The organism is Sinorhizobium sp. M4_45 (assembly GCF_002885915.1).
GTDB lineage: Bacteria > Pseudomonadota > Alphaproteobacteria > Rhizobiales > Rhizobiaceae > Sinorhizobium > Sinorhizobium meliloti_A.
The window spans coordinates 123,583-135,987 of record NZ_NWVE01000013.1; the positions used below are offsets into that span (position 1 = coordinate 123,583).

Genomic DNA, 12,405 nt, shown 5'->3' on the forward strand with positions numbered 1-12,405 from the left:
AGCGGGAGCTTGCGTTTCCAATGATCCGCCATATCCTACGATCGCGCAATGTGCGCATAAAGCAGTCGCCTGGCGTCATGGAACACAGGCCGGGTAGCTAGACCCAGCATCCGTCGGCGAACCGAAAATGCTTATGACAAGTTCTCGCCAAGTCCTCGAAGGATATTCGACATGGACTCCCATGCCGTCATCGGCGTCCTCGTCGGATCGGTCGCCTATGGCTGCTATTCGGGCGTGCTTGGCGTGCGACTGCCGACGACGGCGATGCAGACTGGTGGTGCCGACCTGGCAATGGATTTCGCCATTTCGCAGGAGGTCGATGACAGCCTGCCGCCAATCTTGGACATCCTGCACGGGGTTGATCCGTCCTTTCGGGCGGTCCCACATCAGGCCGACAAGGCGCGGGTGACTGCGTTCGTCAACCGGAACAACTACCGGGTGGAATTCCTGACGAGCAACCGGGGATCGGATGAATACACGGGCAGGCCCTCGCCCATGCCTGCCCTCGGTGGCGCATCGGTGGAAAACCTCCGGTTCCTCGACTACCTGATCTACGAGCCTGTCAGGACCGTGCTGCTGCATAGGGAAGGCGTGAGCGTGAATGTCCCGGCTCCCGAGAGGTATGCAGTCCACAAGCTTATCGTGGCCTCTAGGCGGCTCCCAGACGCACTCGGGAGGGCGAAGCGGGCAAAGGACCTCTTGCAGGCGGCAACGCTCTTCGAGGCCATGCTGCAAACTCGGCAGGGCGTCGCTCTGGCGGACGCATACCAGGAGGCATGGGATCGCGAGCCGTCGTGGCAGGAAGGGCTTGCGGCTGGCCTCGCCCTGATGCCTGATGATGGGAAGGAAGCTCTTGCAGACGCCCTTGGCGTGAAACCGGAAGAACTCGGCAAGGATTAGGGACATGACAGAGGAAATCGTGCCCACGGACTACCCTGGCGTCGCTAGCTTGTGCTGGAACAGGGATTCTGCTCGGCCCATCGATCGGGAGAACCTCAAGGCTTTCGATCAAGGCCCGCTCGTCATCCGTCAGATCGTCTTGCCAGATGAACGCCAGTTCGCCCGATACAGCGCCCATGCGGCTCGAATTGGGGGATGGAGAACGACTGCTCTGCACGGACGGCCCGCCGCCTGCATTCGCTCGTCGGGAACCCGGGGCAAAAGTTCTGGGTGTCGCGCTTACAGATGATTGGGTTGTCTCCGCTTCCGGACCCGCGTTCGGCATCTGCCCTGATTGCGGGCGGACCCGAAGTCGGCATGGCTGGTCCAATCGAAGCCTTCAAGATCTGCCGGACGCTGGCGGTGTGCGCATCAGAACTGTGAACGACCAACATTCACCGATCGACTGCCGACGATTGCTTCCGCTTATGCGCGCCGGACAAGGAGGCTCTTCGAAATTTGCCGATCTGCTCGGCCACAGCGCCGGCGGCAGTCCCGGCGAGCGCTTGATGCGACGGCTCGGCATGCCGGTCAGCGACGACACGGTCCTGCAGCAGCTTGCGGCGTGAGGGTCCCACGTAGGTCACAATTGCCGCCGCAATGTCGCAATCAGGACCACGATCCCGGTATAACCGAGTCAAGTTGCAAACGGTCATATGTACGATGGCCGAACCGACGCACGGTGAAAGTTTATGGAGGGGAGCATGTCATCTGTTGAAAAGACAGCAACCGAGGAACATGGCCTCGAGGCCGGCCAGGACAACGTCCGGATTCTAGGGTTGGACATTCACAATCCGGTTTTCTTCGTCTCGGCGGCTATCATCGTCGGCTTTGTCATCTTCACGCTGATCTTCAGGGACTCTGTAGGCCCGGCGCTTGGCGAACTGCGCGTGTGGCTCACCTCGACCTTCGATTGGCTGTTCATCATAGCAGGCAATCTGTTCGTCCTGTTTTGCCTCGCCATCGTACTGTCGCCGCTGGGTCGAGTGCGCATCGGCGGGGCCGAAGCCATGCCAGACTTTGGGTATGCCGGCTGGTTCTCGATGCTTTTCGCCGCTGGCATGGGCATCGGACTGATGTTCTTCGGGGTGCTGGAGCCGATGTACCATTTCAACAACCCGCCTCTGGGAATCGCCAGCCCGATGCCCGCGGGCGTGGTGAATGCTGAAACGGTCGAGGCTGCGCGCGAAGCCGCCATGGCAGCCACCATCTATCACTGGGGTTTGCATCCGTGGGCAATCTATGCCGTCGTCGGCCTCTCGCTGGCTTTGGCCGCCTACAACAAGGGCATGCCTATGTCGGTGCGCTCCGCCTTTTACCCGATTTTCGGCGAACGCGTACGTGGTTGGATCGGCCACATCATCGACATCATGGCCGTCTTCGCGACACTTTTCGGGCTCGCGACATCTCTCGGCTTCGGCGCCGAACAGGCGCTGGCCGGCCTCAACTTCCTCTACGGCGTTCCGGTGACAGATATGATGAAGGTTCTCCTCATTACCGGGATTACGGCGATTGCACTTGTCTCGGTCGTCGCGGGGCTCGACGCAGGCGTCAAACGCCTGTCCGAGATCAACATGGTTCTCGCCGTGCTGCTGGTTTCTTTCGTCTTCGCCCTGGGACCGACCATGGAAATCGCCGCCGGCTTCTTCACCAACACCTGGTCCTACGTGACTCATCTGCCGGCGCTGTCCAATCCCTTCGGGCGCACAGATGACGAGTTCGTGCATGGCTGGACCGCTTTTTATTGGGCTTGGTGGATTTCCTGGTCGCCCTTTGTCGGAATGTTTATCGCCCGCATATCGAGAGGCCGCACCGTACGCGAATTCATCGTCTGCGTGCTGCTCATCCCGACGATCGCGTCGATCTTCTGGATGTCAGCCTTCGGGGGCACCGCGCTTTCGCAGTTCCTGAACGATGGTTATCAAGGTGTACAGGAGACTGTCGCGGCCTACACGCCTGAACTGTCACTGTTCCGGATGCTGGAGCCAATGCCGCTGGCGGGACTGACCTCCCTAATCGGTATCGTACTGGTGATCGTGTTCTTCGTCACATCGTCCGATTCGGGCTCGCTGGTCATCGACACCATCACCGCCGGCGGCAAGGTTGACGCTCCCGTGGCGCAACGCGTCTTCTGGGCCACTTTCGAGGGCCTCGTCGCCATAGCGCTGCTGCTCGGTGGCGGGCTTGCCGCACTTCAGGCGAGCGCCATCGCCACCGGCTTCCCCTTCGCCCTTCTTCTCCTGCTTATGATGGTGGCGGCTTGGAAGACGCTTCTGTCCGAATCGCGGTGAAAAATGCCCAAAGCAAGAGGTCGGAGCGGTAGAGCGTAACCGCAATCTGCGGCCATCGTGAAGTCGAGGTAATCTGGACTGATGAGAGGCGGTCGCCGTTCCTGTTGATGTATTAATGCGATCTTTTTGGACCAGAACGTGGACCATCCTCTCAAAAAGCTATGCACTGGGCTCGTGGTTCGCTCCGACCCTAAAGCGACGTCCGCGGTTAAGAACTGTGAACGGCAGCACTGCGCCTCCATATCAAGATTCTGAAAGCGGCGTCACGCCGCCTGTGCGCCATGAGCGGCCCCGTCCTAGGGGTTGTCATCCATGGGGCTTTACGTAAGCTCCAATTTTCCTGGATATCCTTCAGAACGACAGCGAAGCCATATGGACATTCAACCAGCAGCCCCCGAAGACGAGGAGGCGATAATTCGCCTTTGGCATCAGGGATGGCATGACGCTCATGCCGAACTGGTTCCTCCAGAGGCTCTAGTTTACCGGACGAAGAGTCACTTCCGTATCTGGTTGAAGGAAGCGCCAGATACTTTCTACGTTGCTCGATCAGGCGACAACCTGATTGGTTTCGTTTCCTTGATGGGGATCGAAGTCGTCAAACTCTACGTTGGTGTAGGCGCTCGGGGCACCGGCGTGGCGTCCGCCTTGTTGGGTTTCGCAGAACACGCTTTGCGGCAAGACGGGGTATCTCAGGCGGAGCTTTTTTGCACAGCGGGCAACATCCGAGCCGAACGTTTTTACATCCGACAGGGTTGGTGCTTCATCGACACATTCGACGGTGCTCTCTGGGTTCCGCCTGGCATCAGTCAGAAGTTCGTCGTCTCCACTCACCGATATCGGAAAAGGTTGGTCGACTAGCAATGACGGCCAAGGACCGACAGCGGCCATGTCGCTGAGTGCCGATAGAAGACTTGCACTGGCCGGATCGGCTAACATCGGTTGTTCGCCATATCTGACGGATGCGCACATGCCGAGCTTAGTCGAACTCGTCCCTTACGATGCGAATTGGTTGAAAGATTTTTCAGCGGCTGAAGCTTTGCTAAGAACAACGCTTGGCAAATGCGTCTTGGCTGTCGACCACATAGGCAGCACGGCTGTACCGGGTTTGGCCGCAAAGCCGAAGCTCGACATTGATGTAACCCTATCCGGGTTGGCCGACATTCCCGACGCAAGCGCGAACCTCATCAACGCTGGATTCGAGCCGCGTGGCAATCGCTACGATGACAATGTTTGGGCTTTCCTTTTGGAACGCCCTGCGCCTCAGATCAGGGCCTACCTCTGCCCGCCCTCAAACCAGACCCACGAACAGCGGATGCTTTTCCGAAATCATCTTCGTCAACATGACGACGTGGCTGCTGCATACCTGGCCCCGAAAAGCCAACTTGCGGCGCAGTTTCCGTATGATGGGGATCGTTATACGTCGGGAACGAGTGCCTTCATCTCCGAAATAGTCCGCGCGGCCCAAAGAGAGACGCGGTGACCAGGGCCGACTACCGCCTTGGCCGGAGCGCGCCAGAAGCGTTCTTCGCGAGTGATCAATGCTGATTGACGAATCAGTGCGGGGCGGCGCATCATTCGCTCGGCGTGGCCTACGCCTAACCTCCTAGACCTCCCCCAGCATGGTCTTGAACAGAGGCAAAGGGACTGTCGTCTCGGGTCGATTGTCTTGGTCCGAACGTTTCGGCGGGTTGCTGGGGAACTACGTCCGGAACGTGAAAGGCCTCACAATGACCCTAAACGGAAATTTCAAACGTCGTGTACGCGCTCGCGCGGCAAAGACAGGCGAATCTTACACCGCAGCTTTTCACCACATCCGCCAGCCGTCGGCCAAGCTTGCCGGGGATTGTCGTCATCGTCAAGCAAGCCCCTTCCTGCGTCTCCGCCAATCGATTATCACGGGGCAGGCCACGCCTCGGCCGTGCCGCCAAGCGAGGCGGTCGCGCTCGCCTGCAAGGTCAGCAATCCGGGCGCGCGAGGCAATCTTTGCGTAGGCAAGATCATCGTGACGGCGATAGACGAAATCGCCGGATTCCCCGCTTCTGATGGGAACCCATGCACGAGAGTCTTCAAGTAATCCGTATACGAAATTCAAATACACTCCTTCGTCGCAAAAATCCCGAAACCTGTAACGTAGCGAGCTTTAGGATTTCTGCGACACCGGCAGATGGCAGAGCTATCCCGTTGAGGAAAGCTCGCTGGCCAACCAGTCCAGATAGTCCCTGATCGCAGCCTCATCCCGCCTGCAATACGACCATTTCAGGTGCTTCCGCACCGTGATAAATCCCGCTTGCTTGAGAATTTCCAGATGCCGACTTGCCGTAGGCTGCGCAACGGCTAGGGCCTCGGCAATCAATGTCATGCAGACGCCGAACTCGACCGGATCGGCGGACCATTGGTGGCCGAAATGCTTTTGCGGTTCCGCCAACAGTCGCAGGACCGTTAGGCGCTGCTCGCTCGCCATGGCTTTGATTTGGGTTGATCTGTCCATGGCCCTTATCATATTGTCATTTAGCTAAGTTGCAATGTGAGTCGTCACCATGCTGGACCTGCGCCATACCACGATCATTGAAGGAAACGCCGTTCGTTGGGGTAAGATCGGGAACGGGCCGCCGCTGGTGGCGCTTCATGGGACGCCCTTTTCCTCGCAGGTCTGGCGTAGAATCGTGCCGCAGCTCGCCGACCGCAGGACCATCTACTATTTCGATCTGGTCGGCTACGGGCTATCGGAGATGCGCGAGGGGCAAGACGTGTCTCTGGCTGTCCAGAACAAGACCCTCGCCGCTCTGTTCGCAGAATGGAACCTCGACCGTCCCGATGTGCTGGCACATGACTTTGGTGGGGCCACGGCGCTGCGCGCCTATTACCTGAACGGTTTGCGTTATCGTTCCCTGACGATCTTCGACGCCGTTGCCCTTGCTCCTTGGGGGTCCGCTTTGGTCCAGCATGTGCGCAAGCATGAAGCTGCCTTCTCGGGGATGCCGGACTATATGCACCGGGCGATTCTACGAGCCTACTTGCAGACCGCCGCCTATAATCCGCTGTCAGAACAGGCATTGGAAATCTACAGCGCACCGTGGCTCGGGGCAGTAGGCCAGCCCGCGTTCTATCGCCAAATCGCGCAGATGGATCAGAAATACACCGATGAGGTCGAAGGACGTTACGAGCGGATGGAATGCCCGGTGACAGTCCTTTGGGGCCAGAATGACGAATGGATACCCTTCGAGAAAGGTGTGGCCCTAGCGACGGCGATCTCCGATGCCAAGTGCATCGCCATACCGGATTCCGGGCATCTTGTTCAGGAAGATCGGCCCGAGGTTATCGTAGCGGCTGTCCTGAAACGGCTCGCCCAAGGGTAGCACGGAATTATCCGCAGAGCTTGCCGACATGTCGCAAAATTCCCGAAACCTGCGACACGGTTTGTTCAGTGCAGAATATCCGGTTTGTAGTTGCGCGATCAAGTCCAATGAATGTCTTGGAAGGGGTCGCTTGCCGAACGGCAGCTACCGGCTGGGCATATTCCAGGACCGGACAGTCCGCAGTCGGCCCCATGGACGAAGCCGCTCGCGCGGCACTGGTGCCCGTGGTGAGGGTGCAGCAATGATCTGAACGTGCATTTGCGGGTTTGCCGTTCTGGCTGACGATTGGGGTGTTCTCAATCTTCAGACAGGAGGTTGCCATGACGGAGGAGAGGACCACCCTGCTGCGCGAGCGGATGCTCGAAGACATGCGCATCCGTGGGCTGGGCGACAAAGCCCAGCAGGCGCATATTCGGGCGATCAAGGATTTCGCAGGGTTTCTGAAGCGATCACCCGATACGGCGACACCCGACGACCTGCGCGCCTACCAACTGCACATGACCAATGCCGGCGTCACGCCGACGACCTTCAACGCCCGCATCGTGGCGCTGCGGTTCTTTTTCGCCACTACCTGCGGCCGTGAGGAGATGAAGCGGCATATGCAGTTCCGGCGGCAGCCGGGACGTTGCCCGTGGGCTTGAGCGTCGAAAAGGTTTCCGAGAACCCCGCTCACCCTGAGAGAGCCATGCCCCGACTGCGGCGGCCCGATGCGCATCATCGAGATCTTCCGACGCGGCCAGACCCCCAGATCCCGTGCGCCACCCGAAAGGACGCCGCATGACGAAACGCATGTCACATCAGCAAAGGCCGGCCGGGATCTCCAATGCGTTCCGGGGTGGCGCCGGTCTGCGTCAGGCAAGCCGGCCCCCCGCAAAACCGCCGAGGCCAGCCTACGAAAGACCTGCGATCCCGATCCCGACCGTCTTATTGTAAGCCTTCGCGGTTATCCTTCTGTGCCTGACGCTCCCACCGATGGCCACCTTGAGCAACCGCCGGCGCACGCTTTCCCCATAGTCGCTCCACCCAGCCCCCGCGGCCTCTTCTTGGGAGGTTTTTCAACGCGGGCCACACAGGCCCAGCCGCCACCGTTGCGCCGCGGCCCGCATCGAAAAACCTTGTGTGGATGCCAGCCGTGTTGCAAGGAAGATTTTGAACTTTTGAGCATGTGATCGAGTTGCGGTCTTGTGTCAGGCCTCTCCGTTGCGGCCATTCACATGCCGCGGGCCGGTATGGTGATGCGCGGATCAGGTCCAAATCTTCACGGCGAGCTTGAAGCTCTGTGGTTTTTACTGGTTCTCCTGACCCCGATCTGATCGATCATTTGCCCATGCGGTTCATGCCTTCCTCACATCCCCGACGGACCGGCTTCAGGTGCGCTGCTGCTGATCATGCAGCCACCATCGCCGGACCCCGGTAACCCTCCTGTTTCGTCAGCATCGCCCAGATGCCCCGTACCATCTTGTTGGCCAGCGCGATCGCGACCAGCATGCGCGGCTTCTTCGCCATCATGCGGGCAAGCCAGGAGCCTTCGGGTGCACCCTTGCGGCATGCCCATCGTATCACCGCCATGGCCCCGATGATGAGCAGACGTCGAATATCGCATTGGCCCATCTTCGACGTTTTCCCTAACCGTTTCTTGCCGCCGGTCGACTTCTGCAGCGGCACCAATCCGAGCCAGGCGGCAAAATCCCGGCCGCATTTGAACGTTTCCATGGGGGGCGCGAAGGTTTCCACAGCGAGGGCGCCGATGGGCCCCACACCGGGCAATGGTCCGTAAGCGCCTGGTCATCGTGCCATGCTTCGACAATGCAGCGATCTTCCTCTCCAGCATGTCAATCCGACCGGTCAGCTGGACGATCAGGTTCAGCAGATCGCAGCAGGTATCGCGGACCAGACCCGGTAGCTCGGTGTCTTCATCCTCAACGATCTCTGACAGATGGTTCAGATAGCCAACGCCTTGCGGGGCAACATAGCCGAACTCATACAGGTGCGCGCGCAGCGCATTGACCAATTCGGTGCGCTGATTGACCAACTGCTCACGGATACGAAACAGATTGCCCGGGCCTGCTGCCTTTCGGTCTTCGGTTCGACGAAGCGCATTGTCGGCCGCTGCGCCGCCTCGACAATCGCCTCCGCATCCGCTGCATCATTCTTCTGCCGCTTGATGAACGGCTTCACGTAGCGAGGGGCAATCAGTCTCGGCTCATGACCAAGCCGGGCAATCTCGCGGGCCCAGTAGTGAGCACTCCCGCACGCCTCCATCGCCACGATACAGGCCGGCTGGGCCGCCATGAACTTCCGGACCTGCGGGCGCGACAGCTTCTTGCGAAATACGACTGATCCGTCAGCCGCCGCCCCGTGCAGCTGAAAGACGTTCTTTGCTAAATCGACCCCGATGATGGTAACCTTTTTCATGGATGCCTGCCTCTCCTTTACGTGGCGCTAACACCACAAACTTGGCACATTGCGATGCCGTCGGGGAGGCTGGCATCCACCCCATCTTCACCATTCCAGTCGTCAAACCTCACTCCGTCGAACGTCTCAGATGGGTCGGAACTCGTCCCTCCCAACCACCAGAATCCACTTTGGATTTTGTCACTTAATGTGAGAACTAGGCGACGTAATCGACCGTGTTCTGCAATGCGTGACCCATTTCCGGACGAGGTCGACGAAGCGCTTTGGGATGAAGCTCGCCGGCGCGCAGAATGCCCCTATCGAGAGCAACCGGTTATCAGCCCTCGGGCGCCGCCATGACGCCGCGCAGCTCGGCCAACCCCCTGAGGCGTCCGATCAACGGATAGCCCGGCATCACCGGGCGGTCGAGGTCAGAAAGCGGCGATGGCCCATGGTCGGGCCGCATCGGGATCTGCCAGTCGGCACGCCCCTCGGCTTTGCGCAGTGCCTCTTCGGTCAGCAGTGCGCGGATCGTCGCCACCATGTCAGTATCGCTGTCCAGATGCTCGGATTCGTAGAAACGGTGCCGCCCACCAAGCCAAGCGAACACGCTCCTGAGGAGCATTTTTGACTACGTGAGACGAGGGGTCTGGCGCGGAGCCGTGGCTCGCTTTACCTTTATCGTCTCAATAGATGCATCCGGGGAGTGCCGTGAACCTTCGCCATCAGATCGTCGCTCTTGCGGTCGTGCCGCTCGTCATTGCGATCCTCACCATTACCACCTTTATCACGTGGCAGGCTACGAGCCTCGCGCAGAGCAGCATCGACACGTTCGAACGCAATATGCTAAAAGCGAAGGAGACTGAGCTGCTCAACCTCACCAACCTCGCCCGGTCGGCGATCGAGGACGTTTATGCCGCGGCGGATGCGAACGATGAAGCGGCCAAGGATCGCGTGCGCAGCATTCTTACGTCTCTCGACTACGGCCGGGACGGCTATTTCTTCGTCTATGACTACGGTGGCAACAATGTCGTGCACCCGCGGCAGACCTTCCGGCCGGGCCACAACTGGTTGGATCTGACCGACCCTGACGGCAACCAAGTGATCGCCAACCTAATCCAGAAGGCCAAGGAAGGCGGCGGTCTGTATCAGTACAAGTGGGAGAAACCCTCATCCGGCACGATGGCCGACAAGCTCTCCTTCGCCATGGGACTGGACAAGTGGCAGTGGATGCTGGGAACCGGGGTTTATCTTGATGACGTCTTCGCCCAGACGGCGGCAGCGAAAGCGGACCTGCGCGAAAAGATCGGCCATACCTTCCTCGTGGTGGCGTTGATAGCTGTGCCCGCCGTTATGATCGTCTTTGCCACCTGCATGCTCGTCACGCTGCGTGAACGGCGCATGGCAGATAACAAGCTCAAGGCCCTCACACAGCGCATCATCGACACCCAGGAGGAAGAGCGCGCACGCCTTGCCCGCGAATTGCACGACGGCATATCGCAAAACCTTGTCGGCGTGCGCTATGCAATCGACCTTGCCGGCCGAAAGGTCCGGAACCACACCGATGACGCCTCCGGCGCCATCGATAAGGCCGTCGAGGCGCTCAACGTCGCCATCAAGGAGGTCCGCCGACTGTCGCACGATCTGAGGCCGCCCGCGCTCGACGACCTCGGTCTGACCGCTGCGCTGACAGCACTGAGCAACCATTTCTCCGAACGGACCGGCATCCGCACGGTACTGGAGGCCGACGCCGGCAAGGACAGGCTGAAGACCGAAGCGAGCACGGCGCTCTACAGGGTTGCCCAGGAGGCGTTAAACAACATCGAGCGCCATTCGGGCGCCAGCGAGGTGCGGATCAAGCTCTGGAGTAATCGTGGCCGGATGCGTATGACGGTTTCGGATAATGGCAACGGTTTCGAAGAGAGCGCTCGCCTTGGCCGGACCGGGCAGCAGAGCGGCCTTGGCCTTCGCAACATGCAGGAGCGCATGGCGCATTTCGGCGGTGTTCTCCTCGTCCGGAGCAAGCCGGAAGGAACTGTGCTAACCGCGATTCTTCCTCTTTCGGCCAATGTCAGCCTGGAGAACCGGACGGAAGCTGCATGAGTGTTGTCAAGCCAATCAAGGTCGTCCTCATCGACAATCACCCGCTGGTTCTCGACGGCCTTCGGGCCGTGCTGGAGACGTTTTCGCATGTAGAGGTGGTCGGCACGGCGGGCCTGGCGCTGACCGGCTTGGAAGTCGCGATTCAGACGAACCCAGCGGTCGTGCTAATCGACATTAACATGCCGAAGCTCAGCGGAATCGAGGCAATCGAGCTGTTCAAGGCAAAGTTGCCCGACTGTCGCATCGTGATGCTGTCCATGCATGACAGCCGAGAATACATCTCCGCATCTGTCCTGCATGGCGCGTCCGGTTATGTCCTCAAGGATGTTTCGACTGACGAGATCGTCACGGCGATCGAGACCGTTGCTGCGGGGCGGACCTATTTCTCCACCGGCGTCTCCGAAGTTCTTCTCGATCGCCGGCCGAGTGAGCCCGCAAATCCGCTGACCACCCGCGAGCAGGACGTGCTGATGCTGCTGGCATCCGGCAAGAGCAACCGCGCCATTGCCCAGTCGCTGGCCCTTTCTGAGGCGACGGTCGAAACACATCGCAAGAACATCAAAAAGAAGCTTGGAATTTCGAGCACCGCTGGCCTTATTCGCTACGCGATCGACAGCGGTTTTAGCCTCACGGACGGCTGACCGGTAGGCCTACCCACTACTGGGTAGGAGGTTTTAATTGGTGATCCCAGCTGTCTTGTTCACACAATAAGGACGCCATACGAGTTCCGATGACGGCCGGCGGAGGGTGCCGGCCCGGGGAGGAATTCATCATGTCCGGCCTTTTGTCGCTGTCGCGCGCCATCGACGCGCTCAACACGTTTATTGGAAAATCGGTATCGTGGCTGCTGCTTGCCGCGGTGCTGATTAGTGCCGTCAACGCCGTCACGCGCAAGCTCTTCAACCTGAGCTCCAACGCGTGGCTCGAAGCGCAGTGGTACCTGTTTTCCGCGGTCTTCCTAGTCGCGGCTGCCTATACCCTACTTGGCAGCGAACATGTGAAGGTCGACCTTGTCTACGCCCACATGCCGCGCAAGGCCCAGCTCTTGGTCGAGATTCTCGGCACGATCTTCTTCCTGTTCCCTTTCTGCCTCATCACCATCTATCTCTCCTGGCCGATAGTCGTGTCGAAGTTCCTAAGCGGCGAGGTGTCGAACAACACCGGCGGCCTGCTTCTCTGGCCGGTCTGGGCGCTGATTCCCATCGGCTTCGGCCTGCTGGCCCTGCAAGGTGTCTCCGAGCTCATCAAGCGCATAGCGATTTTGCGAGGCGAAATGCCCGACGCAACGGCACTCGCCGACGCCGAAGCCCAGACGCTCTAAC

9 protein-coding genes and 5 pseudogenes are annotated in these 12,405 nt (G+C 59.6%); 11 read left to right on the top strand and 3 right to left on the bottom strand.

The window, feature by feature from the left end:
* Positions 1–195: 195 nt before the first annotated feature.
* The 6 genes and pseudogenes from CN933_RS28155 to CN933_RS32085 form a co-directional block, all read left to right on the top strand.
* A pseudogene (locus tag CN933_RS28155) lies at positions 196–900 on the top strand (GSU2403 family nucleotidyltransferase fold protein); the annotation flags it as partial.
* A 206-nt stretch (positions 901–1,106) separates the two neighbouring features.
* Positions 1,107–1,499: pseudogene (locus CN933_RS28160) on the top strand (hypothetical protein); the annotation flags it as partial.
* Positions 1,500–1,643: 144 nt separating this feature from the next.
* A complete protein-coding gene (locus CN933_RS28165; RefSeq protein ID WP_102763021.1) occupies positions 1,644–3,230 on the top strand; it encodes a BCCT family transporter in 1,587 nt (528 codons plus the stop codon).
* Between the two features lie 372 nt (positions 3,231–3,602).
* Complete coding sequence (locus tag CN933_RS28170; RefSeq protein WP_102763022.1) at positions 3,603–4,088, top strand: GNAT family N-acetyltransferase; 486 nt, start codon at positions 3,603–3,605, stop codon at positions 4,086–4,088.
* Between the two features lie 109 nt (positions 4,089–4,197).
* Entirely contained in the window at positions 4,198–4,710 is a 513-nt protein-coding gene (locus CN933_RS28175; protein WP_102763023.1) for a GrpB family protein, read from the top strand.
* A gap of 139 nt (positions 4,711–4,849) precedes the next feature.
* Positions 4,850–5,042 (top strand): annotated as a pseudogene (locus CN933_RS32085) (carbon-nitrogen hydrolase family protein); the annotation flags it as partial.
* A gap of 361 nt (positions 5,043–5,403) precedes the next feature.
* On the opposite strand, the gene CN933_RS28185 reads toward CN933_RS32085, so the two are convergent.
* The gene (locus CN933_RS28185) at positions 5,404–5,718 is read right to left on the bottom strand and encodes an ArsR/SmtB family transcription factor (RefSeq protein ID WP_210204024.1); all 315 of its coding nucleotides are present in this window, start codon (positions 5,716–5,718) and stop codon (positions 5,404–5,406) included.
* 49 nt (positions 5,719–5,767) lie between these two features.
* Here CN933_RS28185 and CN933_RS28190 point away from each other — a divergent pair, with 49 nt between their 5' ends.
* Together CN933_RS28190 and CN933_RS28195 are read left to right on the top strand one after the other, a co-directional pair.
* On the top strand, positions 5,768–6,586 hold the full coding sequence (locus tag CN933_RS28190) for an alpha/beta fold hydrolase (protein WP_102763026.1): 819 nt from the start codon (positions 5,768–5,770) through the stop codon (positions 6,584–6,586).
* Positions 6,587–6,906: 320 nt separating this feature from the next.
* Positions 6,907–7,227: a site-specific integrase gene (locus tag CN933_RS28195; protein ID WP_102763027.1), complete on the top strand. Its 321-nt coding sequence runs from the start codon at positions 6,907–6,909 to the stop codon at positions 7,225–7,227.
* Between the two features lie 745 nt (positions 7,228–7,972).
* Here CN933_RS28195 and CN933_RS28205 read toward each other — a convergent pair.
* Both CN933_RS28205 and CN933_RS28210 read right to left on the bottom strand, forming a co-directional pair.
* A pseudogene (locus CN933_RS28205) lies at positions 7,973–9,001 on the bottom strand (IS110 family RNA-guided transposase).
* Between the two features lie 316 nt (positions 9,002–9,317).
* Positions 9,318–9,560: pseudogene (locus tag CN933_RS28210) on the bottom strand (mannonate dehydratase); the annotation flags it as partial.
* A 131-nt stretch (positions 9,561–9,691) separates the two neighbouring features.
* Here CN933_RS28210 and mctS point away from each other — a divergent pair.
* The 3 genes from mctS (at position 9,692) to CN933_RS28225 (ending at position 12,404) form a co-directional block, all read left to right on the top strand.
* Positions 9,692–11,083 carry a two-component system sensor histidine kinase MctS gene (gene mctS / locus CN933_RS28215; protein ID WP_102763058.1) on the top strand — a complete coding sequence of 464 codons (1,392 nt, stop codon included), beginning with the start codon at positions 9,692–9,694 and terminating at the stop codon, positions 11,081–11,083.
* Entirely contained in the window at positions 11,080–11,724 is a 645-nt protein-coding gene (mctR, locus tag CN933_RS28220; protein ID WP_018098213.1) for a two-component system response regulator MctR, read from the top strand. The genes mctS and mctR overlap by 4 nt, the downstream gene beginning before the upstream one ends.
* A gap of 131 nt (positions 11,725–11,855) precedes the next feature.
* On the top strand, positions 11,856–12,404 hold the full coding sequence (locus CN933_RS28225; RefSeq protein ID WP_102763029.1) for a TRAP transporter small permease subunit: 549 nt from the start codon (positions 11,856–11,858) through the stop codon (positions 12,402–12,404).
* Position 12,405: the final 1 nt, after the last annotated feature.